We start from the raw sequence: 26,203 nt of genomic DNA on the forward strand, positions 1-26,203 counted from the left end.
GGCCCGACGGGAGCGGTCTCAGCCCCGCGGGTCCGGAACCGCCGCCGCCGGGGCGCCGACCTTCGACCGATCCCGGTCGCCGGCCCGCAGCACCCCCGCGAAGGCCACGAGTCCGCAGGCCAGGACCGTCACCAGGATGAACGACACCATCAGGCTGGTGGCCTGGGCCAGCGTGCCGATCGCGCTCGGGGCGACCAGCCCCGAGGTGTAGGTGATCGTCGCGACACCGGCGATCGCCAGACTGGGGTTGGACCCGCTGCGACCCGCGGCGGCGAAGCACAGCGGCACCACCACCGCGATGCCGAGCCCCATCAGCGCGAACCCGCCCATCGCCACGGCCGGCTGGTCGGCGACCACGATGAGCAGTCCGCCGAGCACCGCCAGGACCCCGCTCGCCCGCACCGTGCGCACCGCGCCGAAGCGGTCCACCAGCCGGTCCCCGGCGATCCGCGCGAGAGCCATGGTGAGCGTGAAACCGGTCGTGCACGCGGCCGCGAGCCCGGCCGAAGTCTCCAACTGGTCCCGCAGATACACCGCCGACCAGTCCAGACTCGCCCCCTCCGCGAACACCGCGCAGAACCCGACCGCGCCGATGAGCAGCGCCGACTTCGGCGGCAGCGCGAACCGGGGCGGCGGCTCCTCGTCCTCGGTGGGCTGGAGGTCCAGCACCCAGCGGCAGGCGAGCAGACCGAGCAGGGTGAGGGTGACCGAGGCGAGCGCGTGGTGCAGCCGGGCGTCCGAGCCCAGGTGCGCGGCGAGGGTGCCGGCCGCCGAGCCGATCAGGGCGCCCGCGCTCCACAGGCCGTGCAGCCCGGACATGATCGAGCGGTCGAGGCGGTTCTCGACCTCGACGCCCAGCGCGTTCATCGCCACGTCCGCCATGCCGGCCGTGGCGCCGTAGACGAACAGGGCCACGCAGAGCGTCAGCAGGTTCGGGGCGAGCGACGGCAGCACCAGGGCCAGCGTCCACAGGGAGATCAGGCCGCGCAGCGCGTTCCGGGCCCCGAAGCGGTGACTGACCCGGCCGGCCAGCGGCATCGCCACGGAGGCGCCGAGCGCCGGGAAGGCGAGCGCCAGGCCCAGCTGGCCGGCGCTCACCGAGGAGTGCTCCTGGATCCACGGCACCCGTGTCGCGAACGAGCCGGTCACGGCCCCGTGCACGGTGAAGACGGCGGCCACCGCGTACCGGGCCCGCCGTACCTCCACTGATGTGTGGACCACATCGCTCATTGTCGGGCCCCTCCCCGGATCCTCGTCGTCCCGCTGTCGCCGCCGTAAACTATCAGGAACCCTGCCTGATAGATAGCGCATATCCGGCTCTGTGGATCTGAGAGGATTCCCGGCATGCCCGCATCCCCGAGCACCGCCCGGGCCATCAACGACCGGCTCGCCCTGCGCCTGCTCCAGCAGGAAGGCCCGCTGACGGCAGGCCAGTTGAAGCAGCTCACCGGGCTGTCCCGGCCGACCGTCGCCGACCTCGTCGAGCGCCTCGCCGCCGCCGGACTGATCGGCGTGGTGGGGGAGTCGGGGGAGCAGCGCCGCGGCCCCAACGCCAAGCTGTACGGCATCGTCGCCGACCAGGCCCATCTGGCGGCCCTAGACGTCCGGACCGAGGGCGTCTCCGTCGTCGTCTCCGACCTGCTGGGACGCGTGCTGGCCGAGGCGTCGGTGCCGATCGGCGGGGACACCGGGACGGGCCCCGCGGTCGAGCAGGCCGTCGCGCTGGTCGAGCGGGCGGCGAAGGAGGCGGGGGTGGCCGAACTCCACACCGTCGGCATCGGCGCCCCCGGTCTGATCGACCCGGCGAGCGGCGAACTCCGTGACTCCACCGGCCTGCCGGAATGGCACCGCCGACTGGTCCTGGCGCTGGGCGAACGGCTCCCCGGGACCCGTATCCACGTCGAGAACGAGACCAACCTCGCCGCGCTGGCGGAACAGCGCGAGGGGATCGCCCGGGACCGGGACACCTTCGTGCTGTTGTGGCTGGGCCAGGGCACCGGCGCGGCGGTGGTCCTGGACGGCATCCTGCGGCGGGGCGCCTCGGGCGGCACGGGGGAGATCGGGTTCCTGCCGGTGCCGGGGACGGCGGGACTGCCCTCGGCGGTGGACTGTGAAGGCGGCTTCCATTCGCTGGCCGGCTCGGCGGGGATCGTGAGACTGGCGGTGGAGTGCGGCCTGACGCTGCCAGCGGACGGGGCCGCCGGCGTGGTGCGGGAGGCGGTGGCGCACGACGAGTCCCGCTTCCTGGACGCTCTGGCCGACCGGCTCGCCGTGGGAGTCGCCTCGGTCGTCGCCGTCCTGGACCCGGGCTGCGTGGTGCTAGGGGGCGAGGTCGGCCAGGCGGGCGGGACGGACCTCGCCGGGCGAGTGGAGCGCAGGGTCCGCGGCATGTCACCGCTGCCCACCCAGGTGCGCGCGAGCACGCTGGGCGGCGGGGCGGTTCTGCGCGGAGCCCTGCTCACGGCGAGCGGCAGGGCCCAGGACGAGGTGTTCGCACCCCGCCAGGGGCGAAACGGACGTACCTGAGACCCATCGGCTTCACGATGAAGACCCGGCGGCGGGCAAGGGCCGTCGTCACCGCCGCCGGGCCCGTCTCTACGGGTGTCCACCCACGGCGACCCTAAAAAGGACTAGACCATTAGGTCAAGAGGTTTCCGGCCACGGGGTTGTGAGCCACTGCACACGCCTCGCCCGTATGGACGCCGATCGGGCGTGGCAGACTGGTTGCGTACCAGAAGCAGCGCACTCCGGGGTCGGTGAAAGTCCGAACCGGCGGTTACAGTCCGCGACCCGACCGCTTCCAGCGGCCGGTTGACCAGGTGAAATTCCTGGACCGACGGTTAAAGTCCGGATGGGAGGCAGTGCGCGGCGGGCGGGCATACCTGTATGCGCGCCGCCGTAACAGGCTTCACCCTCGCGGGGGTGAGTCCCGTCCGGCGTCGCCCTCGGTGTCCCTGCTCGTTCATTCTGTCGTCATCGACAGCCCCGGAGTCCGTGCCCGAATGAGGCAGGGAGGACCCGGGAAGTGTTCACCGGAATCGTCGAAGAGCTGGGCGAGATCACCGCCGTCGAGAACCTCGGCGACGCCTGTCGCTTCCGACTGCGCGGCCCCGTCGTCACCGAAGGCGCGCACCACGGAGACTCCATCGCCGTCAACGGCGTCTGCCTGACCGTCGTCGAGCACGAGGGCGACGAGTTCACCGCCGACGTCATGGCCGAGACCCTCGACCGCTCCAGCCTCGGCGCGCTGGGCGTCGGCTCCCGTGTCAACCTGGAGCGTCCCACCGCCGTCGGCGCACGCCTGGGCGGCCACATCGTCCAGGGGCACGTGGACGGCACCGGCGAGGTCCTGGAGCGCAAGCCCTCCGAGCACTGGGAGATCATCAAGATCTCGCTGCCCGCGGACCTCTCGCGCTACGTCGTCGAGAAGGGCTCCATCACGGTCGACGGCATCAGCCTCACCGTCGTGGAGGCCGGGCCCGACTACTTCACCGTCAGCCTCATCCCCACCACCCTCGCCCTGACCACGCTCGGCCTCAAACAGCCCGGCTCCCCGGTCAACCTCGAGGTCGACGTCGTCGCCAAGTACGTCGAGCGCCTGCTCGCGAGCGGTCAGGGGGCGGGGAAGTGAACTCCCTGAACACCGAGGCCTTCACGCTGTTCGGCCAGCACATCCTCTGGTCGGACATGATCGGCAACATCCTCGGCCTGATCGCCCTCGCCCTCGGCTGGCGCCGCAACCTCTGGAGCTGGCCGGTGCAGTTCGTCTCCGGCCTCATCCTCTTCGGCGCCTTCTACGGGCACCTCACCGGCAGCGCGGGCAAGCAGGCCGTCGTCATGCTCGTCGCCCTGTACGGCTGGTGGCAGTGGAACCGCACCAAGGGGCAGTCGGGCGACGGGCACATCACGCCCCGGTTCGCCTCCTGGCGTGAGCGCGGGGCCCTCGTCGGCGCCGCCGCCGTCGGCACCGTCGCCGTCGCCCTGCTCTTCAAGGCCTACCCGAGCCTGTCCTGGGACCCCTGGCCGGACGCGTACATATTCGTCGGCACCGTCGTCGCCATGTACGCCCAGGCCCGCGGCATGGTCGAGTTCTGGTTCGCCTGGCTCCTCGTCGACCTCGTCGGCGTCCCCCTGAACTTCGCCAACGGCTACGCCTTCTCCGGCTTCGTCTACGTCATCTACGGCGCGCTCGTCCTGTGGGGCATGCGCGACTGGTGGCTGCGCTCCCGGCAGTCCGCGCGGCCCGTCATGGAAGGAGCGCCGGCATGAGCGCGGCACCGATTCTCTACAGCACCGACGGGTTCGAGGACTTCGCGCTGGACCCGGTCGAGCAGGCCATCGCCGACATCGCGGCCGGCCGACCCATCGTGGTCGTCGACGACGAGGACCGCGAGAACGAGGGCGACCTGGTCGTCGCCGCCGAGAAGATCACCCCCGAGATCGTCGCCTTCATGATGAGCGAGTGCCGCGGCCTGATCTGCGCCCCCATGGAGGGCGACGAACTGGACCGGCTGAAGCTCCCGCAGATGGTCGACGACAACACCGAGTCGATGAAGACCGCCTTCACCGTCTCCGTGGACGCCTCCGGCGCGCACGGTGTGACCACCGGGATCTCGGCCTCCGACCGCGCCACCACGCTCCGGCTCCTCGCGAGCGGCGACGCCGAGCCCACCGACTTCGTCCGGCCCGGCCACATCTTCCCGCTGCGGGCCCGCGACGGCGGCGTGCTCACCCGCAACGGCCACACCGAGGCCGCCGTCGACCTCGCCCGGCTCGCGGGACTGCGCCCGGCCGGCGCGATCGTCGAGATCGCCGGCGAGGACGGCCGGATGCTGCGCCTCCCGGAGCTGATCCCCTTCGCCCGCAAGCACGGCCTGACGATCATCTCCATCGAGGACCTGATCGCCTACCGCCGCACCAGCGAGCCCACCGTCCGCCGCGAGGCCGAGACCCGGCTGCCCACCGCCCACGGCACCTTCACGGCGTACGGCTACCGCTCCACCGTCGACGGCGTCGAGCATGTCGCCCTGGTGCACGGCGAGATCGGCGACGGCGAGGACGTCCTGGTCCGCGTCCACTCCGAGTGCCTCACCGGTGACATCTTCGGCTCCCTGCGCTGCGACTGCGGCCCCCAGCTCGACGCCTCCCTGGAGCGCATCCAGGAGGAGGGCAGGGGAGTGCTGGTCTACCTGCGCGGCCACGAGGGGCGCGGCATCGGTCTGCTGTCCAAGCTGCGGGCCTACGAGCTCCAGGAGCAGGGCCGGGACACCCTCGACGCCAACCTGGAGCTCGGCCTGCCCGCCGACGCCCGGGACTACGGCGCGGGCGCGCAGATCCTGGAGGACCTCGGCGTCCGCAGCCTGCGCCTGATGACCAACAACCCCGACAAGTCCGACGCCCTCCTGCGCCACGGCCTCAAGGTCACCGGGCGGGAGCCGATGCCCGTACAGGCGGGCGAGCACAACCTCCGCTACCTGCGCACCAAGCGGGACCGGATGGGCCACGACCTGCCCTGGCTGGACGCCGCCCCGGTGTCCACCTGCAGCAACCAGTAAGCACTTCGAGGGAGAGTTCGAGAACGTGAGCGGCAAGGGTGCACCGGAGCTGTCCGTACGCAACGTGGGGGACCTGCGGGTCGCCGTCATCGCGGCGCAGTGGCACGAGAAGGTGATGGACGGACTGGTGGACGGCGCGCTGCGCGCCCTGCACGACCTGGGGATCGACGAGCCGACCCTGCTCAGGGTCCCCGGCAGCTGGGAACTCCCGGTCGTCGCCAAGGTCCTCGCGGGCCGCGGCTACGACGCGATCGTCGCCCTCGGTGTCGTCATCCGCGGCGGCACCCCGCACTTCGAGTACGTCTGCCAGGGCGTCGTCCAGGGCCTCACCCAGGTCTCCGTGGAGACCGGTGTCCCCGTCGGCATGGGTGTGCTGACCTGCGACACCGAGGAACAGGCCCTGGACCGCGCCGGAATCGAGGGCTCGAACGAGGACAAGGGCCACGAGGCGGTGACCGCCGCGGTGGCCACGGCGGCCACCCTCCGCTCAGTATCTGAACCGTGGCGCTGACGAAGGTGTCATGTGGCATAGGCTGAGCGACACCATGTCCAATAAGACGTTCGAGGAGCTCTTCACCGAGCTCCAGCAGAAGGCCGCCACCGGCGACCCCGCCACCTCCCGCACCGCAGAACTGGTCGGCAAGGGGGTCCATGCCATCGGCAAGAAGGTCGTCGAAGAGGCCGCCGAGGTCTGGATGGCCGCCGAGTACGAGGGCAAGGAGGCGGCCGCCGAGGAGATCTCGCAGCTGCTGTACCACGTCCAGGTGATGATGGTCGCGCGCGGGATCTCCCTCGACGACGTCTACGCCCACCTGTAAGCCAGTCGCCGAACACACCCCTGAGAGCAAAGGAAGCCGACCTCATGCTGCGCATCGCCGTCCCCAACAAGGGTTCCCTGTCAGGACCTGCGGCGGACATGCTGCATGAGGCCGGCTACCAGCAGCGCCGCGAGTCCAAGGAACTGCGGATCGTCGACCCGGTCAACGACGTGGAGTTCTTCTACCTCCGCCCCCGGGACATCGCGATCTACGTCTCCTCCGGCCGGCTCGACATCGGCATCACCGGCCGTGACCTGCTGATCGACTCCGGCGCCGACGCCGAGGAGATCCTCCCGCTCGGCTTCGCCCGCTCCACCTTCCGCTTCGCCGCCAAGCCGGGCACCGCGACCGGGATCGAGGACCTCAAGGGCAAGACGGTCGCCACCTCCTACGAGGGGATCGTCGCAGGACACCTCGCCGACAACGGCGTCGACGCCGCGGTCGTCCACCTCGACGGCGCCGTCGAGACCGCCATCGAGCTCGGCGTCGCCGAGGTCATCGCGGACGTCGTCGAGACCGGCACCAGCCTGCGCAACGCGGGCCTGGAGGTCTTCGGCGAGCCCATCATGAAGTCCGAGGCCGTCGTCATCCGCCGCACCGGCGCGGACGCCGAGGAGGCCGCGGAGTCCAAGGTGCAGCAGTTCCTGCGCCGCCTCCAGGGCGTCCTGGTGGCCCGGACGTACGTGATGATGGACTACGACTGCCGGGTCGAGCAGTTGGAGAAGGCCGTCGCGCTCACCCCGGGCCTCGAGTCCCCCACCGTCTCCCCGCTGCACAACGAGGGCTGGGTCGCCGTCCGCGCGATGGTCCCCGCCAAAGAGGCGCAGCGCATCATGGACGACCTCTACGACATCGGCGCGCGGGCCATCCTGACGACGGCCATCCACGCCTGCCGTCTCTGAGGAGCCGTACCGCAGATGTCCTCCGAACCGCCCGCACTCCCCGTCACGTTCCGGCCGGGCCGCACCCGTGTGGTCCTGCTCACCGCCGGAGTCGCGATCTTCGTCACGATCACGGTGATCGCGCTGCTCCTGGAGCAGCTCGGCCCCGGCGAGCGCCTGAGCTTCGTCGTCACCGCGGCCCTGCTCGCCGGTGTGCTGTTCCTGCTGGCCAGGGTGAAGGTCGTCGCCGACGAGTCCGGCGTCACCGTCCAGAACATCGCCAGCAGGCGGCGGCTGGAGTGGGCCGAGATCATCCAGGTGAACCTCCGCCCGGGCGACCCGTGGGTGTTCCTCAACCTCAGCGACGGCACCAGCCTGCCCGCGCTCGGCATCCAGCCGGGCATCGCGAAAGAGCAGGCCATCGCCGACGCGAAGGCCCTGCGGGCGCTCGCCGAGGCCCGTTCCACCGCCCGCTCCGACGAAGATCAGGGCTGACTCAGGGGCTTCCACCCTGCCGCAGTCGGCCCTGTCTTGATTAATCTGTTGGCGGAGGCGTTTTCATCGCGCCTCCGCCTCTCGTTGTTCCTGCTACCCGAGGAGTGACTCCCTCCAGCGATGGACGGATCGTCCTGTAGTACCTGCGCCGCCCCCTCCCGACATACCGAGGCGGCGGCATGACCATCCCCCTGCTGCTCCTCGGAGCGGCGTTCCTGCTGATTCTCGCCAACGGCTTCTTCGTGGCGGCCGAGTTCGGCCTCGTCACCGTGGAGGCCACCGACGCCGAGAAGGCAGCCGCGGAAGGCGACCGGAGGGCCCGCCGGGTCGCCGAGTCGCTCAAGGAGCTGTCCTTCCAGCTCTCCGGCACCCAGCTCGGCATCACCATCACCTCCCTGGTCGTCGGCATGCTCGCCGAACCGGCCCTCGCGGAGCTGCTGCACGGCCCGTTCACGGCCGTCGGCATCCCGGAGGGCGCGGTCTCGGGCGTGGCCGTCGTCGTCGGCATGCTGCTGGCCTCCGCCGTGCAGATGGTGATCGGCGAGCTCGTGCCCAAGAACTGGGCGGTGTCCAAGCCGATGCAGGTCGCCCGCTTCGTCGCCGGCCCGCAGCACGCCTTCGCGCGGCTGTTCCGGCCGGTGATCGCCGCCCTGAACGCGGTCGCCAACCGTCTCGTCCGCGCGCTCGGCATCGAGCCCGCCGAGGAACTGGCCTCCGCCCGCACCCCCGGCGAACTGGTCTCCCTGGCCCGGCACTCCGCGCAGGCCGGAGCCCTGGAACAGGACACGGCCGACCTCTTCGTGCGCACCCTGTCGCTCGGTGAGCTCACCGCGCAGCACGTGATGACCCCGCGCGTGAAGGTCAGCTCCCTCCAGGCCTCCGCGACCGCCGAGGACGTCGTCAACCTCACCCGCGCCACCGGACTGTCCCGCTTCCCGGTCTACCGCGAGAAGATCGACGAGATCGTCGGCATGGCCCACCTCAAGGACGCCCTCGCGGTCCCCGCGCAGGACCGGCTGCGCACCCCCGTGGGCCGGATCGCCCGCCCGGCGCTGCTGGTGCCGGAGACGCTCCCGGTCCGGCCCCTGCTGGCCCAGCTGCGCAGCGAGCAGCCCATCGCGGTCGTCGTCGACGAGTACGGCGGCACCGCCGGCGTGGTCACCCTGGAGGACATCGTCGAGGAGATCGTCGGCGAGGTCCGCGACGAGCACGACGGCCAGGACGTCCCCGAACTCGCCGCCGCCCCGCCCGAGGACGGCCGCCTCGCCTGGGACGCCGACGGCAGCTGCCGCGTCGACATCCTCCAGCGCATAGGCCTCGACGTGCCCGAGGGGCCGTACGAGACCGTCGCCGGGCTGGTCGCCGACCTGCTCGGCCGTATCCCCGCCGTCGGTGACCGGGCCGAGCTGCCCGGCTGGCGGCTCACCGTGCGCCAGGTCGGGCACTACCGCGCCGAGCGGGTCCGCCTGGTCCGCACGGTCCCCGCGGTGAACGTCATGGAGGCCGCCCGATGAGCGTGCTCCAACTCCTCTTCGCCGGGCTGCTCGTGCTCGCCAACGGCTTCTTCGTCGGCGCCGAGTTCGCCCTGGTCTCCGTGCGCCGCAGCCAGATCGAACCGCTCGGCACCGCGCGGGCCCGCCAGGTCCTGTACGGCCTGGAGCGGCTGCCCCAGATGATGGCGGCGGCCCAGTTCGGCATCACGGTGTGCTCCCTGACGCTCGGCGCGGTCGCCGAGCCGACGGTCGCCAAGCTCCTGGAGCCGGTCTTCGAGTGGATCCATCTGCCGCACGGCATGATCCACCCGCTCGGGTACGTCATAGCCCTGGCCGCGGTCGTCTTCTTCCACCTCGTCATCGGCGAGATGGTCCCGAAGAACCTCGCGATGGCCGCCCCGGAGAAGGCCGCGCTGTGGCTCAGCCCGGGGCTGGTGGCCTTCGCGCGACTGTGCCGGCCCATCACCATCGCCCTCGGCGCCTGCGCCGCCGCCATCCTGCGGCTCTTCCGCGTCGAGCCCAAGGACGAGGTCGAGGCGGTCTTCACCAGCGAGCAGCTCAACCGCCTGGTGGAGGACTCCGGGCAGGCGGGCCTGCTCGACCCCGAGGAACAGGAGCGCCTGGAGGACGCGCTGGAGCTGGGCTCGCGCCCGGTCACCGACGTCCTGCTCAAGCGCGAGTCCCTGGTGACGGTCCGCCCCTCGGTGACCCCGGGCCAGATCATCGAGCTCACCGGTCGCACCGGGTACTCCCGCTTCCCGATCGCCGCGGAGAACGGCGTGTTCATGGGGTACCTGCACGTGAAGGACGTACTCGATCTGGAGGACTCGCAGCGGGCGGTCCCTCAGCAGATCTGGCGGCCCATGACGAAGCTGCGGTCCGACCTGCCGCTCGACGACGCGCTGACGGTGATGCGGCGCGCGGCCACCCACCTGGCCCAGGTGGCGGACGGATCCGGCAAGGTGCTGGGTCTGGTCGCGCTGGAGGACGTGCTGGAACTGCTGGTCGGCGAGGTCCGGGACCCCGCGCACCGGGAGCTGCCGGAGGTGCGGGTCACCGAGCCCCGGCCCAGCGGGGCGCCCGAGGAGGCACTCGCGAGCTGAGCTCCGCGGGGGTGGACTTCGGCCTGCGGGGGTGGACTACGGCATGTGTCCGCCCCCGCGTAGCCGTTCGCCACCGGTTCTTGAGGGCCCCTTTCCCGCCACCCGGCCGCGCCTGCGGGCCGTCGATAAACTCACTGCGATCGCGCCAAGTGAGGTTCGGGGGCTGGCATGGCGGATCTCGACAAGGCCGCCGTGCGCGGCGAACCACCTGCGTGGCTGCGCGAGTTGGACACCGCCCTGCTCACCCACGCACAGGTCATGTTCTACGGCAACGTCCGTGACATGTACCTCGTCCCGGGCCCGTCCGGCTGGCTGCTGCCCGACATCCGCGGCGGGATCTGGTCCTGTCTGGAACGCGCGGGCTACCGCTTCCTCGTGGTGGCCGACCCGGTCGACGGCGTCCAACTCCTCCCGCACGCACCGGAGATCACCGCCCTCGCACAGGACGTGATCGGGACCGGCATCGGCAGCGGCGGGCGGCTCAGCCCGGAGCGGCTCCTCCAGGTGATCCGGCGGGTGGCCGAGGCCGATGTCCGGGCCGGGGTGCTGGTCGACTACGCGGCCCGGCTGATCCGCGACCCCCGCCAACTGGAGCCCGAGGAACACCACTTCTTCGCCGCCTGCGAGAAACTCGCCCACACCACCCGCCCGGTACGGCTGGCGGGCGAACCCGGCCAGCGCTACAACCCGGTGCTCTGGGTGGTCGGCGGGGAGCGCGACCTGCCCTCCTGGTTCACCGCCGACAACCCGGCCTTGCGCCGCGTCGCCCTGCCCGTGCCCGACCTCACCGACCGCCGCACCACCGCCGAGATCCTCGCCCCGACCCTGCTGCCCGCCGACCTTCCCGAGGCGCGCCGGGAGGAGTACGTCCACCGGTTCGCCGCCCAGACCCAGTCGCTGACCCTGCGCAGCATGGTGGAGATCGCCCGGCTCGCGGCGGCCGGCACCGAGCAGACCTCCGAGGTGATCGAGGCGGCCGCCCGCTCCTACCGGGTCGGCATCGTGGAGAACCCCTGGAGCCGGCCCGCCCTGCGTGACCAGCTCATCCACGCGCACGACGGGCTGCGCCGCCGGGTCCTCGGCCAGCCCGAAGCCGTCGCCCGCGCGCTGGACATCGTGACCCGCTCGGTCATGGGACTGTCCGGTGCCCAGTCCTCGGCGACCGCCTCGCGGCCGCGCGGGGTGCTGTTCTTCGCCGGGCCGACCGGGGTCGGCAAGACCGAACTGGCCAAGGCGCTCACCGAGTTGGTGTTCGGCGACGAACGGGCCTACATCCGCTTCGACATGAGCGAGTTCGCCGCGGAGCACGCGGCAGACCGGCTCATCGGCGCCCCGCCGGGTTACGTCGGCCATGACGCGGGCGGCGAGTTGACCAACGCGATCCGGCAACGGCCGTTCAGTCTCGTGCTGTTCGACGAGATCGAGAAGGCGCACCCGAGGATCCTCGACAAGTTCCTCCAGATCCTCGACGAGGGACGGCTCACCGACGGCATGGGCTCCACCGTGTACTTCTCCGAGGCCCTGCTCGTGTTCACCTCCAACCTCGGCATGACGGCCCGCGACGCCGACGGACGCCCGCTGCTCACCCCGGACACCCCGCGCGAGGAGCTGGTCGCCGAGGTCACCGCCGAGATCGGGCGGCACATGGCGGAGCGGCTGAACCGGCCCGAGCTGCTCAACCGGATCGGCGACAACATCGTCGTCTTCAACTTCGTGGGCAAGGAGGCCGCGACCGACATCTTCGAGCTGCTGGTGGCGCGGATCCTGCGGCTCGTGGAGCGGGAGTGCGGCAGCCGGATCACGCTCGCCGCCGACGTCCGCGCCCAGCTGCTGGAACTCGCCACCGCCGACACCTCGCTCGGCGGCCGCGGCATCGGGTCCGTCCTGGAGACGGCCCTGGTCAACCCGCTGGCCCGGGCCCTGTTCGCCCAGGGAGAGGCGGCCCCGCCCCACCAGACCCTGACGGGCCTGCTCCCGGCACCGGCGGGGTGGGAGGCGGTGCTGACATGAGCGAGAACTTCGGGGGACGGCCGCCGGAGGGAGGCCGGCGGTGGCGTCAGTTCGGCGGCGGGGAGCTGTGGCCTCAGACCGAAGGCGGGGAGCGGTCGCTCCGCTACGGCGGTCAGGGGCCCGGTGAGCACGGGCCCGTGCCCGCCGGTGAGCCGCGGCCTCCGTACCCGGCACGCCCCGGCCCCGCCGTCCCGCCCACCCGCTACGACCGCCCCGACCCCCGCACCGGCTACCAGCAGCCACCGGCGACCCGTGCCGAACCCGGCCGCACCCCGCGCTCCGGCGGTCCCGCCCCGCTGCACCTGCTGCCGACCGCGCTGCGGGACCGGTACGAGGTCGTCGGGCACCGGGACGGCGGGGCCGAGGCGGACATCCTGATCGCCGCCGACCGCACGGTCCCCGGCGCCCCCGCGGTCGTCGTCAAGACCTACCGCCGGCAGCTGCCGCACGCCGAGGACGTGTGGGCCAGGCTCGCCACCGTCCAGCATCCGCACCTCGCCCGGCTGGTGGAGTCCGGCCACTCCGACGGCCGCCAGTACGAGGTCATGGAGTGGATCCCGGGCAGCCCTCTCTCCGACCTGATCCCCGGCCCGCCCTGGCCGCCCGCCGCGGTCACCGAGGCCGTACGGCAGCTCACCGACGCGCTGGCCGCACTGCACCGACTGGGCATCGTGCACCGCGACCTCAAGGCGGAGAACGTCATCCTGCGGGACGGCACCCCCGGCGGGCCCCCGCACCTGGTCCTCATCGACTTCGGGCTCAGCCGCCTCGACGAGGAGTACCGCTTCACCGACTTCGCCGCGGGCACCGACCACTATCTCGCCCCCGAACTCCTGCTGCGCGGCGGCGGTGCCAGCACCCAGGCCCGCGACTGGTGGGCGCTCGGCATGCTGCTGCGCGAACTCCTCACCGGCGCACGGAACTTCACCGGCTTCGGCTCCCACGCCCTGTACGAGGCCATCGTCCTGCGGCCCGTCCAGCTGGACGCCGTCACCGACCCGCGCGCCCGGCTGCTGTGCCGCGGACTGCTCACCGTCGACCGGGACGACCGCTGGGGCGCCGGGGAGATCGGGGAGTGGCTGCGCGGCGGCAGCCCGCCGGTCGTCTCCCCGGCCCACCGGCAGCCCGACCTGCCACCCCTGACGCTCTTCGGGCGCACCTTCCGCGACGGCGCCTCCCTCGCCCAGGCGCTGCGCGAACCCGGCTTCTGGCAGGCGCTGTCCGAGTCGCTCGCCGCGTCCACCGGCGACCGCGAGAGCCTGCCGCTGTACCCCTGGCTCCACTCCCTCGCCGTGCAACGGCAGGTGGCCGCGGCGGTGGTGGAGCGCCTCGTCGGCACCCTGGCGGATCCGGCCCTCGCCCCGGACGTGCGGGTGCTGCGGCTGCTGCACTGGCTCGACCCGGCCGGCCGGCCGATGTGGCGCGGCCTGCCGATGGACCGCGACGCGCTCGGCTCCCTCGCGCAGCGTGCGGCGGACGGCGCCGAGGAGGACGTACGCCTGGTGGACGAGGTGTGGCGGTGGCGGCTGCTGCCCGAGTTCGCGCGGTTCGCGGGCAGCGACGGGCTGCGGGGCACCGCGGAGACCTGGCAGTCGTACGTCCACGGTCATCCGGCCGCCGTGGCGCGCGTGCTGCCCTGGATCCCCCGGGTCCACCAGCAACCGCCCCGCGGCACCCCGCCGCCCCCGCCCGAGTCCCCGCAGCTGGTCCTGGCCCCGCTGCTCGCCCTGGCGCTCAACCCGGCCCTCGCGGACACCCGGAGCAGTGAGCTGCGGCGGATCTTCGCCGCCCAGGACACCGCACCCGTGCCCGTCCTGCCCGGCACCACCCCCGAGATGTGGCAGCTCACCGCCTACGCGCCCCAGTGGTACACCACCGTGCGCCGGGGCGAGGAGGACCTGCGCGGCGGCCCCGACGGCGACCCGGTCGGTCTGGAGGTGCTGCGCGACTACGCCCCGTACGCCGTCGCCGACGCCCGGGACGAGCGCGCCCGCCGGCATGCCGCGCTGGCCGCGGACCAGGGGCGGCTCGCGCTGTGGGCCGACAAGGAGCGGCAGCGGACGAACGGCAGGATATGGGCGCAGTTGCGTGCCGCCTTGCCCCTCCTCGGCTACATCCTGTTGCTCGTGGTGGTCGGCGCCGGTTGGGCCAGGGTCGCGCCGGGCCTCGCGGTGCTGACTGTGCCCGGTGTTCTGGTCGCCGTGTTCCAGTTCGCCGGGGAGGTGTCCCTGGCGGGGCGGATCGCGGGGCAGTACGGGCCCGACTACCGGCTGTTCGGGCGGCGCGGCCGGAACCTCCAGCAGGCCGGGCAGGCGAGCCGGGGGCTGTTCCGGGGCTTCATGACCCTGACGCTGATCCTTCTCGTCCTCGCCCTGCTGCCGGTGCTGTGGCCTGTCGCGGCCGTCGCCCACTTCGTGTCGCTGCGCAGACGCCGCAACCGGTGGGAGCGGATGTACGAGGTGGAGCGGGGACGGGTGCTGGGGAGGGGGCCGTCGTGAGTGCCGAGATGGTGGCCGTCGGAACGGTCGGAATGGCCATCCAGTCGTTCGGGGCCGGTACCGCCGCGACCGCGTCCGTCGGGGTGGCGGGCGCCGGAGCGGGGGCGGGTGCCGGAGCGGGTGTGGGTGCCGGGGCCGCCGGTGCGGGTGGGGCCGGAGGTGCCGGTGCCGCCGGCGGTGGGGTCGCGCTCGTGCCCGTCGCCGCCGTCGTCGTGCTCGGGGTGGCCGCCGCCGTGGCGCTGTCGCTGGCCATGAGTCCCGCGCTGCGGACCCTCGGCGACCGGATGGAGCGCGAGCGGGTGGCGTGGGAGCGGCGCAAGGAGTGCGAGGCGCACCTGGACGTCCAGGTGGTCCGGGTCCTCGGCTGCAACGCGGCCCTGCACAGCCTGCGCACCGGCCCCGACGCGGCGGGACTGCCCGAACCGCTGGTGCTGGCCGGGCAGTCCGCCGAGGAACTGCGCGTCTGGTGCGACAGCGTGGAGGGGGCGGTCGGGCGCGCCCGTGAGGTCCTGCACACCCGCACGGTGGAACGCGTCCGCGCGGCCCTGCGCACCGCGGCCCCGCCCGCGCCGAAGGTCTCCCGGGAGGCCGCCGCCGTCGGACCCGACCCGGTGGAACTGCGCGAGCGGGCGAAGCGCGAGGAACTGCTGGCCGCCACCGAACGCGCCCTGCTCCGCATGCCCGCCGACGCCCGTATCCGGGACCGGAACCGGGTGGACGAGACCGCCCGCGCGATCACCACCGCGGGCTCGGTGACGGAGGGCCGCAACCTCCTCACCGAGCTGCGGGTCCGCGTCACGGAGGCTCAGGCCGCGGCGCGGACGGGGCGGGCGGACCGGTTGGAGGCGGCGGCACTCGTACAGCCGCTGCTGGCCGCGGACCAGGGCGCGCACCCGGCGTTGCGGCGCAGCCTTGAGCAGGTCATGGCCGGTGAGCGTGGCCTCGACGCCGGGCTGCGCGCCGAGGCCCAGCAGGTCTGCGAACGGGTTCGTGCCGCCGCCGAGTCCGCCTACCTGGTCCGGCTGGAGCGGACGCTCGCCGACGTGCTCACCGAGGCGGGCTACGTCGTGGAGGACCTCGGCACCGCCCGGCCCGCGGCGGGCGCGCTCACCGTACGGCGCCGGGACTGGGACGGCGTCGCCGCACACCTGCGGGTCGGCCGACAGGGCACCGACGCGGTGATGGTCGGCCGCCTGGAGGCCGAGGGCGCCGGAGCGGCCCACTACGAGGAGGCCCGCGCGGAGTGGTGCGCCGACGTGGCCACTCTCTCCGCCGCCTTCGCAGAGCGGGGCATCCCGCTCCAGGTCAGCGCCCGCGACGGCGACCGCCCGGCGCCCGCACGTGACCGTCGTCAGGGCGAGGCGCGGGGCGAGACCCGGGGCGAGGTCCGGGGCGAGGCTCGGGGCGAGCGGAGGCACGGCGGATGAAACTCCTGCTCAACCGGGCCCACTACCCCGTCACGGTGCTCGGCCACGGCACTCGGGCGGGCCTGTGGGTGCAGGGCTGCACCCTCGCCTGCCACGGCTGCATGGCCCGCGACACCTGGGCGGTGGGCGGCCCGCAGGACGCGGTCGAACCGGACGTACCGGCTCGCTGGGTCGGCGCGCTCCCCGGTCCCGTCGACGGCGTGACCGTCTCCGGCGGCGAGCCCTTCCAGCAGCCCGAGGCCCTGGCCGAGCTGCTGGCCGCGCTGCGCACCGCACGCCCCGGCACGGATCTCGACCTCCTCGTCTACTCCGGCTACCCCTGGTCCCGCCTCGCCCGCTGGGCCGCCGCTCGACCCGCCCTCGGGCTCTGCGACGCGGTCGTCGCTGGACCGTACGTACGCCACCGGGACACCGGCTCCGCGCTGCGCGGGTCCGACAACCAGCGGGTCGTGCCGCTGACCGCGCTCGGTGAGCGGCGGTACGGAGACGGGCGGTACGGGGAGAGCGGCGGGGCCGCGGGCCGGCCCGGGCTCCAGGTCGGGGTCGAGGGCGACCGGATCTGGACGGTCGGGCTGCCCCGGCCCGGTGAGCGGGAACGCCTCAGAGCCGCGCTGACGGCGCGCGGGATGGTCGTACAGGAGGCGCCATGGCACGGCTGAAGTGCCCCGACTGCCCGGCCGAGGTCGTCGAGGGAGACCTCGTCTGCAAGGAATGCGGGACTCTGCTGGTGGGATTGAAGCAGCCGGTCCCATGGCTGGAGCCGGAGGCTGCGCCGGGGGCCGGGAGTGTGTCGGCGATCGGGGGTGGGTCGGTGACCGTGGCCGAGCCGGTCGTCGGGCCCGAGCCGGTCGTCGGGCCGGGGCCCGAGCCGAAATCCGGGGGCGAGGTCCGCCTTGAACCCGATACCGACCCCGACCCCGCCCGAGATCCCGACCCCCGTCCCGGCCCCGGACCCGTCCGTGGGACCACCCCCACCCCCCTCCCCACCACCGTCGACCGCGCCGGCGTCCTCGAACTCCGTTTCCCCGACGGGAGCGTCGTCGTCCGGCCCGGCCGGGAGGTCGTGCTCGGCCGGGACCCCCAGCTGTGCCCGGTCACGGCCGCGCGACTCGCCGCGTACGACAACGTCTCCCGGCGGCACGCCACCGTGGGCCTCGATCCGGACGGCACCTGCTGGGTCCGGGACGAGGGCTCCACCAACGGCACCTTCGTGGACGGCCGGGAACTCGAACCCGGCGAGCGCGGCGCCCTGCGCGACGGCGCGGAGCTGCGGCTCGCCTCGGACGTCGTCGCCCACGTGCGCCGGATGCCGGACAACCCCGGGGGAGGCGGCTGACATGACCGAACTGCTCCGGGTGACGGCCTACATGGAGCTCACCGACGCCCTGTCGAAGCTGCACCAGCACGCGAATGAGTACCGCACCCGGGTCGAGCACGACCCGCACACCCGGGCGGTGTTCGAGCGGGCGGTGCGCCAAGGCGACAAAACGCTGCGGCTGCTGCGGGAGTTCGAGGCGCGCGGCTGGAACGCCGAGCCCACCGCGGCCGACCGGGTCGGCTCGGACGTGGCGCAGATCCTGCTCGGCCTGTACGAGCGCGAGTCGACCAACGGGCTGACCGTCGGCTGGGGGCGTGCGGAGACCGACCGGCACTGGGCCGCAGCCGACGCGTACCTCGACCTGGCCGTGCCCGCGGAGCAGGTCCGCCACCTCTCCTTCCGCGCGAGCGTGGAACTCGACCAGGGCCGCGCCCACCGCGCCCTGCGCCTCGCGGACCGTGCGGAGGGCATCGGGCTGCCGCCGCGCACCGGCCGCGTCGAGGACTTCGCGCAGGGGGACCCGCGGGCCGTCCGCGGTTCCGCGCTGCGTCTGCTGTACGACCCGTCGAGCGCGCTCAGGGTCCTGGAACCGGTGCGGCGGGAACTGGAGGAGGCGTTCGAGGAGGCGGGAGGTGTTCCCGGGCCCGTGGAGACCTGGGAGTTGGTGGCCGAGATCCAGAAGGCGGCCGAAGTGGGCGACTTCGCGGAGGCCGTGGCGCGGGCGGGCCGGATCCACGCCCTCCAGACCGCCTCCGCCGTCCACGAACGGGTCCTGGACACCTGGGCGGCGGCGCTGCGGGACGTGGGACGTCTGGAGGAGGCCGAGGAGGCGTACCACGACCTGCTGCCGTACTACGAGGCGCAGGGACTGCCGGAGATCGGGTATCTCCAGCTGGCCGCGGTGGCGGGGGAGCGGGGTGCGGTCGGCCAGGCGGAGCGGTATCTGGATCTGGCGGCGCCGCTGTTCGCGCCAGGGGCGGGGGCGGGGGCATCGGTGGACGGTGGCGGGTCCGGCCCCGACCCCATGACTTCCCTGCGGGCCAACGTGCGGCTGACCCGCGGGGCGGTCTACTGCCGGCTGCGGGCCGAGGGCGCCCGCGCCGAGGGGCGGCTCGCCGCGGCCCTGGAGTGGTGCGACCGGGGGGACGCCTGTCTCGCCGTACGGCCGGACCACGCCGCCGCGGTGGGCCTGTACGCCGAACGGGCCCGTGCGCAGCGGGAATCGGGGCGACTCGGCGCGGCCGCGGACGCCTGCCGTGCCGCCGTCGAGGAGCTGGGGCTGCTGCTGGGCGTCCCGCTCGGCCACCGCTTCGACACCCTGCATCTGCGCTTCCGGCTGCCGATGCTCCGCGAGGCCCTGGCCGTGGCCCTCGACGCGGGCGACGCGGACCTCGCCGCACGGGTCACCGACCTGGTCAAGGCCCGCGCCTTCGCCGCCCGCCTCGCCCTGACCCGCGTCCCGGAGCACACCGGGCACGCCCCTGATACCGGCGGGGGTGCTCAGCACACCGGCCACCCTCCAGACACCGCCCCCGACCACCGCCGTCACGCCTTCGACCAGCTCACCGAACGCATCGGCCGAGCCGAGGACACCGGTGACGTCGGAGCGGCCCGCGCCCTGCGCGCCGAGCGGGCCGAACTGCTCACCCGGATGCGTGCCGTCGACGCGCGCTGGCAGCTCATCACCGAGCACCCCGGCTTCGACGCGCCCCGGCTGACCGCCTTCCTGCGCACCGCCGGCCCCCGGTGCGTGGCCCTGAGCCTGTACGAGGAGGACGGCGCCGCCGTCGCTGTGCTCGCCACACCCGACGGGCTGCGGCTGGGGTCGCGGGAACTGTCCGCGGGGACGCGCGCGGCGCTGGAACGGCACGCGGCCACCGTCGGCACCGGCGCGAGCGACTTCTGGGCCCAGAGCGGACTGACCCTGGCCGACCTGGTCCCCGACGACCTCGCGGACACCGTGGCGAACGCCGGCACCTGTCTGCTCTCGCCCCACGGCCGCCTGCACCACCTCCCCTGGACCCTGGTCCGCCACCGCGGCCGTCACCTCGTCCGCGGCACCGCGCTCGGCATCGTCCCCAACCTGGCGAGCATCCCCCTCCTCGGCGACGCTCCCCGGGGCCCGGTCCGGAACGTGGCCCTGATCGGCGTGACGGAACGGACCGCGGGAGGCCGCCGCGTTCCCCAGTTCCGTGACCTCGGCCGCGCGATCGACCTGCTCGCGCAAGGACTCGGCCCCGCACGGCTCCACGGCCCGCCCGTCGTCGGTCCGGACGCCACGGCAGAGACGCTCCGAGACCTGCTGCGGACGCCACCGGCCACGGGACCCCACCCCGGCCCCGCCCCCTCGGTGCTCTACCTCGCCGCCCACGCCGGCGCGGCCCCCGGCGCGCCTTTCGGAGGTCTGGTCCAGATGGCCGACGCGGAGGTGACCACCGGCGAAGTGCTGCTCGGGCGACTGCCGTTCACCGAGGTCGTGCTGCCCGCGTGCAGTACCGCCTACCGGCCCGCCCGGGACAGCAGCGGCGGCCACGGGGCGCTCGCCGGAGTCGAGGGGCTGCCCGCGGACGCGCTGGACCTCGCCGGCGACGAGGCGACCTCGCTGGTGCACGCTTTCCACGAGGCCGGCGCCGCGTTCGTCCTCGCGAGCCCGTTCACGGTGCACGACACCCCGGCCCTCCGGTTCTCGCTGTTCTGGTTCCAGCACCGCCTGACCGGCGCGGGCCCCTTGGAGGCGACCCGCCGGGCCGCGGTGTCGATGCTCGACCAGGGCAAGTACCGCCCGGAGCACTGGGCCGGCATCACCGCGTACGGAGCACGGTGACCGGGACGACGAGGAGAGCGAGCGAGGGAGAGGCCATGGAACCCACAGAACCCACAGAACCCACAGCACCCACAGACCCCACGGCACCGCACCCGCAGGACCACGTGGTCCCGGACTTCGGCGCGTTCGACGACGCGGTGGAGAACCCCGACGGCGAGCCCATGGGAGTCGTCCTCGTGGACGGCGACTACCGCCCCGACCTGGGCGGAACACCCCCGGCGCCCCCGGCCGACCCACAGCCCACGAGCCCGGGACCGGTGCCCGCCCCACCCCCGCCCACCGAGTGACCCCGCATGCCCTCGGACTTCACCGGACTGCTCGTCCTCCTCTTCTCCGCCGTCCCCGGCTACCTCTACCTGACCCGCTACGAGAGCCGCGCCCTGCGCGAACGCCCGGGCGCGGCACGGGAGATCGCCGAGCTGGTGGCCGTCGGGATCTGCGTCACCCTCGCCGCCGCGGCCGCCGTGTTCGCGCTCGCCGAGGTGGTCCCGGGACTCGCCACCCTGGACGGCACCGCGACCGGTGGCCCCTATCTGCGCACCCACGCCTGGCCCGCGGCCCGCTCCGGAGCCCTCACCCTGGCGCTGAGCTGCATGACCTGCGCGGCCCTGGGGGAGTACCGGGGCCGCAGACAGGGCGCCGGAGCCGCGGGCAACCTGCCCGGCACGGTGTGGTCGGTGCTGATGCGGGGCGGGTCGCCCGAGCAGGGCCCGCCCGAGGTGGAGATCCTGATGGACGACGGCACGGTCGTCACCGGCCGCTGCTACATGGTCTCGTCGGAGACCGACACGGCCTTCCGGGACGTGGCCCTGCGTGAGCCGATCACCGTCCGGGCCGCCGGGGTGACGTTCCCGCCGTCGCCGTCCGCGCACTTCGTCATCGTGCCCGGCGCCCGCATCCGCCTCATCAGACTCACCGCGAAGCTCAAGGACCGGCCGTGAGGGCCGGCCCGGGTCTCACATCGCCGACGGATCCTGCGGCCCCCGCCCCGACAGGACCTCCCCGTACGCCTGCATCAGATCCGGCAACCGCAGCGTCGACAGGTCGTCCCGGCTCAACATCCCCGGATACACCGACAACCGCAGATCCCGGTACGCGCAGCTCTTCTCGTACAGCGTCCGCAGGAACCGCCCGTTGCCCAGTTCGTCGATCCACCCCTGGTCCACCACGTGCCCGGCGATGGAGCGCAGCTCGTCCAGCGCCTCCTCGTCCCACACGTCACCGTTCTCGGCGGCCAGCACCTCGCCGATGGAGGTGAGTTCGAGGGGGCGGTACGAGGGGAAGTCGACGCGGGTGGTGAAGCGGGACGACAGTCCGGGGTTCGCGGCCAGCAGCCGGTCCATGCCCTCCGGGTAACCCGCCAGGATCACCACCAGGTGATCACGGTTGTCCTCGGCCCGCTTCAGCAGCACCTGGAGCGCCTCGTCGCCGTACGCGTCGCCCTTCCCGTAACCGGAGTTGGAGAGCGAGTAGGCCTCGTCCACGAACAGGACCCCGCCGAGCGCCGAGTCGATCAGTTCGTTCGCCTTGACCGCCGTCTGGCCGAGGTACTCCCCGACCAGGTCCGCCCGCTGCGCCTCCACGAGATGGTCGCCGCCGAGCAGGCCGAGGGCGTAGAACACGCGGCCGAGGATGCGGGCCACCGTGGTCTTGCCGGTGCCGGAGGGCCCCGAGAAGACGAAGTGACGTTTGGGCGGCTGGACCGGAAGCCCCTGCCCGGCCCGCAGCCGGGCCATGTTCAACTGGGCGGACAGCGCCTTGACCTGGCGCTTCACGGGCTCAAGACCCACCATGCGCTCGAGTTCGGCGAGCGCCTCCTCCAGCAGGACCGGGTCGGTGGGCCCGGCGGGCAGCGTCCCCGCCGGGGTGCCGGAGCGTTCCCGGCCGGCCGGGTCCGTCATCGACGGCAGCGGCCCGGTCGGCGGCTCCGGCGAGGAGAGCTTCACATCCCGCCCCTCGACGCCGAACAGCGGGTCGACCCCGTCGGGGCCCTCCAGCACGTCCTGCCCGAACCCGGTGAGCGTGATCGCCGCGAGGTCGGCGGGGTCGTCGTACCCGTCCCCCTCGGCGATCGCGGCGAGCCGGGCCGAGGTGTCCATGAAGGCGGGGTCGACGCGGTGCACCGCCCGGTAGAGCGGGAGCGCGGCGGCGGAACGGCCCGTGCCCTCGTGGGCCCGGGCCAGCCAGTACCGCAGTTCCTTGCGCTGCGGCTGCTCGCTGCGACAGCGCATCAGGGCCGCCGAGAGCAGCGGTTCGGCCTGGCCGAACATCTCCAGGCGGACCCGGGCCATGCCCCCGAACAGACCCGCCTCGATGCCGAGCATGGCGTCGTCGATCAGCGGATCGGTGTGCCGGACCAGCTGGTCCCAGTCCTTGACGAGATAGGCGCGGCAGGCGTGCAGGAAGCGGACCTGGTGGTCGGTGTCCACCGGCGGCAGGCTCGCGAGGGCCCGGTCCAGCTCGGGGACATGCCGGCCGTCCAGCCAGTGCGAGGCGTGCGCGAGCAGCAGGTCACGCGGGCTCTCCAGCACCGGCTGCACCCACCAGCCCAGCCAGTACCAGGAGTTGAGGGTACGGCGGTGGCGTGCGCGTTGCTCGCCGAAGCGCTCGCGGTGCCGGAACATCCGTAGCAGCGCGGTCGTCGTGTCGACGCGCAGCGCGTGCAGTCCGAGCCAGCCGTCGGCCATCCCGGGATCGATCCGCACCGCGGCCCGGAACTCCTCCTCCGCCTGTGGGTAGGCGCCCATCGTGTAGGCGTCCACACCTCGCAGCCAGGCGAGGTCGGCCGGGGCCTCGGGGCCCTGCGTGCCGAAATCCATCACGTCCCCCACAAACCGTGCCCCCGTGGTGTCACCACCGGGCCGACGCCCGGTGGCCGCCTTCGTCCAACCGCTGTGCCGCGGACCGGAGTTGCAACGGTGCGCAGAGCAGCTGTCCGTAGGTCGCACCGAGGGCATCGTACCTGCGGTGGTGTCGCCCGCCGTAGGGTGCCGCACAGGCCGTTTAGCGAGGTGGGAGCACAGGGGGCGCACCGCGGACGGTGACCGAGGGTGAGCGAATCGCGCCTCACAGCGTGCATATTTCTGTGTGAGGGCAGAACGAAGCCCCCGATCACGGGGGAACAACCGGGGGCTTCGCGACTTGGAGCGACCTCGAACGGTCGCACATTGAGAACGTAAGACCTGTACGGCCCCCCGGTCAAGCGGAGTTGGGCGACTCAGGCAAGTTCTTACCGGGGGGTCTTCACAGGTTCAACACATCGACGTCGACCCGTCACCGTGTGTCACGTCCTGATTCGATCCGGGAGTCACCGCAGGCCCTTCGAGGGTCTCGTATCCCTTGCGACACTGCCGTACCAGCAGATCGGCGAAGGGCCGGGAGGGGTCTTCGGCGAAATGCCGTTGTTCCGCCGCGACCCATGCCTCCCAGAACTCCCGCTGCTCCGCCCCGTCCCGGGACCGTCCGCGCGCCCAGGACTCCTCGCGGGGCAGGTCCATCCACAGCAGGCGCGCGAGGTGCGGCCGCAGCGCGCGCCGGCCCGCGCCGACCCCCTCCAGCAGGATCACGGGCGCAGGCGGCAGGGCGCGGGTCGCTCCGAAGCGCCGGGCGTGCCAGTCGTAGGGGGCGTAGTGGGCGGTCTCGCCGCGGCCCAGCGGATCGATCACCTCGCGCAGCAGCCGTCCGGTCCACTCGAACAGTTCGTCGTGGCTCGCGATGTCGTCGAGGTGCAGCACCGGGGCGCCCCCGAGCGCGTCCGCCAACTGCCCGGCGAACGTGGACTTTCCGGAGCCGGCGTGGCCGTCGACACCGATCAGTCGGACCGGGCCGCAGGACGGGGGGAGCCGGCGGAGCCGGGAGGCGAGGACGTGGATGACGGTTCCTGGAGGCGCTCATACGGAGTGGCGGTCGGGTCCGTCCAGTCTAGTGAGGGGCCCGCGATCGCCGTCGGAGCCGCGGCTTCCCAGGTCATGCCAGTGGACAAGACCAATATTGGTGGGCGTGGCATGGCCGGAAGTGCTGGCAGGAGCATGGCGCCTCATCCATAGTTGGCGCACAACCGTGCACCGGACCCGCCCCGACTCGGACCCCTGGGGGTTTTCCCACCCATGAGCAGAGCCGAACAGCCGTCCCGCAGAACCGTTCTCGCCGTCGCGGTCGCCGCCGCGGTGGCCGGGGGCGCGGGCCCCGCGGCCGCCGTCGGCACCACGGCCGACGCGGATCCCGACGAGGCTGCCCGCCTGATCGACAACCATGCCTGGACCACGTACGGCGACTGGCGCGCCGGCACCGCGAAGGGCACCCGCGCCGTCGCCGGCAGCCGCCCCGGCCTCGTGATCGGCGCCGCCGTCGGCACCACCGACTACACCGACCCGCACACCGGGACCACTGCCACCTGGGAGTACGCGACCTGGACCGCCCCGGTCCACCGGCTCGCCGTGCCCTCGACCGAGGTGATCGCGTCCTGGAACGCCCACACCCCGGCCGGCACCTGGATCCAGGTCGAGCTCCAGGGGGCGTACTCCGACGGCACGGCCACCCCCTGGTACGTGATGGGCCGCTGGGCCGCCGGGGACAGGGACATCAGGCGGACCTCGGTCGACGACCAGACCGACGGCAAGAGCACCATCTGGACGGACACCTTCGCCATCGACGACCCGGCGACCGGGCTGCGCCTGGCGTCGTACCAGCTGCGGCTGACCCTGTACCGCAGGCCGGGCGCGAAGAACACGCCGACCGTGTGGCGCCTGGGCGCCATGGGCTCGGACGTACCCGACCGCTTCACCGTCCCGGCCTCCACGCCCGGTCTCGCCCGTGAGCTGATCGTCCCGCGTTACTCGCAGGAGATCCACGTGGGCCAGTACCCGGAGTACGACAACGGCGGCGAGGCCTGGTGCAGCCCCACCAGCTCGCAGATGATCATCGAGTACTGGGGCGGCCGGCTCACCGCCGAGCAGCTGTCCTGGGTCGACCCCTCTTACGCCGACCCGCAGGTCTGCCATGCGGCCCGGTACACCTACGACTACCAGTACGCGGGCTGCGGCAACTGGCCGTTCAACGCGGCCTACGCGGCGACCTTCAAGGGCCTCCAAGGCGTGGTCACCCGGCTCGGCTCGCTCACCGACCTGGAGACCCTGATCGCGGCCGGCATCCCGGCCATAACGTCCCAGTCGTTCCGCAAGGAGGAGCTCACGGGAGCCGGTTACGGCACCTCCGGGCACCTGATGACGGTGATCGGCTTCACCGCCGAGGGCGATGTGATCGCCAACGACCCGGCCTCGCCCGGCAATGAGGCGGTGCGGCGCGTCTACCAGCGGCGCGAATGGGAGAACATCTGGCTGCGCACCAAGCGGTACAACGCCAGCGGCAAGGTCGTCTCCGGTACCGGAGGCGTCTGCTATCTCTACTTCCCCGCCCGCCCGACCGCGCGCCAGCGCAAGGCGCTCGCAGCGGTGGGCGTGCGCTGAGGTCTCCGGGGCCCCGGGCGACCGGGGCCCCGTGGCCGGCCCTGTGACCAAGGTCTCTGCCGGAAAAGCCGCTTTAGGTGGCAAGGTGGACGGATCGGTGGGGGGAGTCCACCAGTCGTCCCAGAGCAGCGAGAGATCATGACCGCACAGTCAGCCACCGCCGCCCGCACCCGCACCGGCGGCCCCCAGGACGACGGCCCGAGCGTCGTCGAACACATCGCGGGCTGGGCCCTCGTCGCGGTGCTCGCCATGCTCGTCACGCAGCTCGGTCTGCTGTGACCTGATCCATAGGTGACCTGACATACTGCGCTTGTCC

23 protein-coding genes and 1 riboswitch are annotated in these 26,203 nt (G+C 73.0%); of the genes, 20 read left to right on the forward strand and 3 right to left on the reverse strand.

All coding sequences use genetic code 11. From position 1 onward, the window contains the following. Nucleotides 1–18 precede the first annotated feature (18 nt). Nucleotides 19–1,230 (reverse strand): MFS transporter, encoded by a 1,212-nt coding sequence (locus ACFULQ_RS31275; RefSeq protein ID WP_383550410.1) that lies wholly within the window; start codon nt 1,228–1,230, stop codon nt 19–21. Between the two features lie 114 nt (nt 1,231–1,344). Here ACFULQ_RS31275 and ACFULQ_RS31280 point away from each other — a divergent pair, with 114 nt between their 5' ends. The 18 genes from ACFULQ_RS31280 to ACFULQ_RS31365 all read left to right on the forward strand — a co-directional run bounded on the left by ACFULQ_RS31280 (nt 1,345) and on the right by ACFULQ_RS31365 (nt 21,363). Continuing rightward, entirely contained in the window at nt 1,345–2,526 is a 1,182-nt protein-coding gene (locus ACFULQ_RS31280) for an ROK family transcriptional regulator (protein ID WP_383550412.1), read from the forward strand. Between the two features lie 212 nt (nt 2,527–2,738). Then, a riboswitch (FMN riboswitch) is annotated at nt 2,739–2,869 on the forward strand. Between the two features lie 156 nt (nt 2,870–3,025). Beyond that, the gene (locus tag ACFULQ_RS31285) at nt 3,026–3,631 is read left to right on the forward strand and encodes a riboflavin synthase (protein WP_383550414.1); all 606 of its coding nucleotides are present in this window, start codon (nt 3,026–3,028) and stop codon (nt 3,629–3,631) included. Next, nucleotides 3,628–4,269, forward strand: coding sequence for a nicotinamide riboside transporter PnuC (locus tag ACFULQ_RS31290; RefSeq protein WP_383550416.1), 642 nt, complete (start codon nt 3,628–3,630; stop codon nt 4,267–4,269). Before ACFULQ_RS31285 ends, ACFULQ_RS31290 begins: the two co-directional genes overlap by 4 nt. Then, complete coding sequence (locus ACFULQ_RS31295) at nt 4,266–5,555, forward strand: bifunctional 3,4-dihydroxy-2-butanone-4-phosphate synthase/GTP cyclohydrolase II (RefSeq protein ID WP_383550418.1); 1,290 nt, start codon at nt 4,266–4,268, stop codon at nt 5,553–5,555. Before ACFULQ_RS31290 ends, ACFULQ_RS31295 begins: the two co-directional genes overlap by 4 nt. Nucleotides 5,556–5,580: 25 nt before the next feature. Further along, the gene (gene ribH / locus ACFULQ_RS31300) at nt 5,581–6,066 is read left to right on the forward strand and encodes a 6,7-dimethyl-8-ribityllumazine synthase (RefSeq protein ID WP_057583696.1); all 486 of its coding nucleotides are present in this window, start codon (nt 5,581–5,583) and stop codon (nt 6,064–6,066) included. A gap of 34 nt (nt 6,067–6,100) precedes the next feature. After that, nucleotides 6,101–6,373, forward strand: coding sequence for a phosphoribosyl-ATP diphosphatase (locus tag ACFULQ_RS31305; protein ID WP_018534786.1), 273 nt, complete (start codon nt 6,101–6,103; stop codon nt 6,371–6,373). A gap of 44 nt (nt 6,374–6,417) precedes the next feature. Further along, complete coding sequence (gene hisG, locus ACFULQ_RS31310; protein ID WP_383550421.1) at nt 6,418–7,275, forward strand: ATP phosphoribosyltransferase; 858 nt, start codon at nt 6,418–6,420, stop codon at nt 7,273–7,275. Between the two features lie 15 nt (nt 7,276–7,290). Further along, the gene (locus tag ACFULQ_RS31315; protein WP_356464463.1) at nt 7,291–7,749 is read left to right on the forward strand and encodes a PH domain-containing protein; all 459 of its coding nucleotides are present in this window, start codon (nt 7,291–7,293) and stop codon (nt 7,747–7,749) included. A gap of 179 nt (nt 7,750–7,928) precedes the next feature. Continuing rightward, the gene (locus tag ACFULQ_RS31320; RefSeq protein ID WP_383550423.1) at nt 7,929–9,263 is read left to right on the forward strand and encodes a hemolysin family protein; all 1,335 of its coding nucleotides are present in this window, start codon (nt 7,929–7,931) and stop codon (nt 9,261–9,263) included. Then, nucleotides 9,260–10,345: a hemolysin family protein gene (locus ACFULQ_RS31325; RefSeq protein WP_383550425.1), complete on the forward strand. Its 1,086-nt coding sequence runs from the start codon at nt 9,260–9,262 to the stop codon at nt 10,343–10,345. The genes ACFULQ_RS31320 and ACFULQ_RS31325 overlap by 4 nt, the downstream gene beginning before the upstream one ends. A 168-nt stretch (nt 10,346–10,513) precedes the next feature. Further along, on the forward strand, nt 10,514–12,355 hold the full coding sequence (locus ACFULQ_RS31330) for an AAA family ATPase (protein WP_383550427.1): 1,842 nt from the start codon (nt 10,514–10,516) through the stop codon (nt 12,353–12,355). Further along, on the forward strand, nt 12,352–14,853 hold the full coding sequence (locus tag ACFULQ_RS31335; RefSeq protein ID WP_383550429.1) for a protein kinase: 2,502 nt from the start codon (nt 12,352–12,354) through the stop codon (nt 14,851–14,853). The genes ACFULQ_RS31330 and ACFULQ_RS31335 overlap by 4 nt, the downstream gene beginning before the upstream one ends. Next, nucleotides 14,850–16,280 (forward strand): hypothetical protein, encoded by a 1,431-nt coding sequence (locus tag ACFULQ_RS31340; RefSeq protein ID WP_383550431.1) that lies wholly within the window; start codon nt 14,850–14,852, stop codon nt 16,278–16,280. Before ACFULQ_RS31335 ends, ACFULQ_RS31340 begins: the two co-directional genes overlap by 4 nt. Continuing rightward, complete coding sequence (locus ACFULQ_RS31345) at nt 16,277–16,939, forward strand: 4Fe-4S single cluster domain-containing protein (RefSeq protein ID WP_383550433.1); 663 nt, start codon at nt 16,277–16,279, stop codon at nt 16,937–16,939. Before ACFULQ_RS31340 ends, ACFULQ_RS31345 begins: the two co-directional genes overlap by 4 nt. Next, complete coding sequence (locus ACFULQ_RS31350; RefSeq protein WP_383550435.1) at nt 16,927–17,616, forward strand: FHA domain-containing protein; 690 nt, start codon at nt 16,927–16,929, stop codon at nt 17,614–17,616. Before ACFULQ_RS31345 ends, ACFULQ_RS31350 begins: the two co-directional genes overlap by 13 nt. A 1-nt stretch (nt 17,617) precedes the next feature. Next, nucleotides 17,618–20,422: a CHAT domain-containing protein gene (locus ACFULQ_RS31355; RefSeq protein WP_383550437.1), complete on the forward strand. Its 2,805-nt coding sequence runs from the start codon at nt 17,618–17,620 to the stop codon at nt 20,420–20,422. A gap of 35 nt (nt 20,423–20,457) precedes the next feature. Continuing rightward, the gene (locus ACFULQ_RS31360) at nt 20,458–20,709 is read left to right on the forward strand and encodes a hypothetical protein (RefSeq protein WP_383550439.1); all 252 of its coding nucleotides are present in this window, start codon (nt 20,458–20,460) and stop codon (nt 20,707–20,709) included. A gap of 6 nt (nt 20,710–20,715) precedes the next feature. Beyond that, nucleotides 20,716–21,363 carry a DUF6338 family protein gene (locus tag ACFULQ_RS31365; protein ID WP_383550441.1) on the forward strand — a complete coding sequence of 216 codons (648 nt, stop codon included), beginning with the start codon at nt 20,716–20,718 and terminating at the stop codon, nt 21,361–21,363. 15 nt (nt 21,364–21,378) lie between these two features. Here the strand turns inward: ACFULQ_RS31365 and ACFULQ_RS31370 are convergent, their stop codons facing one another. After that, complete coding sequence (locus ACFULQ_RS31370) at nt 21,379–23,241, reverse strand: AAA family ATPase (protein WP_383550443.1); 1,863 nt, start codon at nt 23,239–23,241, stop codon at nt 21,379–21,381. A gap of 432 nt (nt 23,242–23,673) precedes the next feature. After that, nucleotides 23,674–24,294 (reverse strand): uridine kinase, encoded by a 621-nt coding sequence (locus ACFULQ_RS31375; RefSeq protein ID WP_383550469.1) that lies wholly within the window; start codon nt 24,292–24,294, stop codon nt 23,674–23,676. 234 nt (nt 24,295–24,528) lie between these two features. On the opposite strand from ACFULQ_RS31375, the gene ACFULQ_RS31380 reads away from it, so the two are divergent. Further along, nucleotides 24,529–25,887, forward strand: coding sequence for a peptidase C39 family protein (locus ACFULQ_RS31380; protein ID WP_383550445.1), 1,359 nt, complete (start codon nt 24,529–24,531; stop codon nt 25,885–25,887). 138 nt (nt 25,888–26,025) lie between these two features. Then, entirely contained in the window at nt 26,026–26,166 is a 141-nt protein-coding gene (locus ACFULQ_RS31385; protein ID WP_383550447.1) for an SCO1431 family membrane protein, read from the forward strand. Nucleotides 26,167–26,203: the final 37 nt, after the last annotated feature.

The organism is Streptomyces sp. NPDC057253 (assembly GCF_042669125.1).
Taxonomy (GTDB): domain Bacteria; phylum Actinomycetota; class Actinomycetes; order Streptomycetales; family Streptomycetaceae; genus Streptomyces.

Coding starts and splice junctions, on each gene's coding strand:
- ACFULQ_RS31325 (WP_383550425.1), top strand. CDS start 9,260: ATGAGCGTGCTCCAACTCCTCTTCGCCGGGCTGCTCGTGCTCGCCAAC.
- ACFULQ_RS31380 (WP_383550445.1), top strand. CDS start 24,529: ATGAGCAGAGCCGAACAGCCGTCCCGCAGAACCGTTCTCGCCGTCGCG.
- ACFULQ_RS31365 (WP_383550441.1), top strand. CDS start 20,716: ATGCCCTCGGACTTCACCGGACTGCTCGTCCTCCTCTTCTCCGCCGTC.
- ACFULQ_RS31360 (WP_383550439.1), top strand. CDS start 20,458: ATGGAACCCACAGAACCCACAGAACCCACAGCACCCACAGACCCCACG.
- ACFULQ_RS31335 (WP_383550429.1), top strand. CDS start 12,352: ATGAGCGAGAACTTCGGGGGACGGCCGCCGGAGGGAGGCCGGCGGTGG.
- ACFULQ_RS31350 (WP_383550435.1), top strand. CDS start 16,927: ATGGCACGGCTGAAGTGCCCCGACTGCCCGGCCGAGGTCGTCGAGGGA.
- ACFULQ_RS31315 (WP_356464463.1), top strand. CDS start 7,291: ATGTCCTCCGAACCGCCCGCACTCCCCGTCACGTTCCGGCCGGGCCGC.
- ACFULQ_RS31320 (WP_383550423.1), top strand. CDS start 7,929: ATGACCATCCCCCTGCTGCTCCTCGGAGCGGCGTTCCTGCTGATTCTC.
- ACFULQ_RS31330 (WP_383550427.1), top strand. CDS start 10,514: ATGGCGGATCTCGACAAGGCCGCCGTGCGCGGCGAACCACCTGCGTGG.
- ACFULQ_RS31275 (WP_383550410.1), bottom strand. CDS start 1,230: ATGAGCGATGTGGTCCACACATCAGTGGAGGTACGGCGGGCCCGGTAC.
- ACFULQ_RS31355 (WP_383550437.1), top strand. CDS start 17,618: ATGACCGAACTGCTCCGGGTGACGGCCTACATGGAGCTCACCGACGCC.
- ACFULQ_RS31385 (WP_383550447.1), top strand. CDS start 26,026: ATGACCGCACAGTCAGCCACCGCCGCCCGCACCCGCACCGGCGGCCCC.
- ACFULQ_RS31280 (WP_383550412.1), top strand. CDS start 1,345: ATGCCCGCATCCCCGAGCACCGCCCGGGCCATCAACGACCGGCTCGCC.
- ACFULQ_RS31345 (WP_383550433.1), top strand. CDS start 16,277: ATGAAACTCCTGCTCAACCGGGCCCACTACCCCGTCACGGTGCTCGGC.
- hisG (WP_383550421.1), top strand. CDS start 6,418: ATGCTGCGCATCGCCGTCCCCAACAAGGGTTCCCTGTCAGGACCTGCG.
- ACFULQ_RS31295 (WP_383550418.1), top strand. CDS start 4,266: ATGAGCGCGGCACCGATTCTCTACAGCACCGACGGGTTCGAGGACTTC.
- ACFULQ_RS31370 (WP_383550443.1), bottom strand. CDS start 23,241: ATGGATTTCGGCACGCAGGGCCCCGAGGCCCCGGCCGACCTCGCCTGG.
- ACFULQ_RS31305 (WP_018534786.1), top strand. CDS start 6,101: ATGTCCAATAAGACGTTCGAGGAGCTCTTCACCGAGCTCCAGCAGAAG.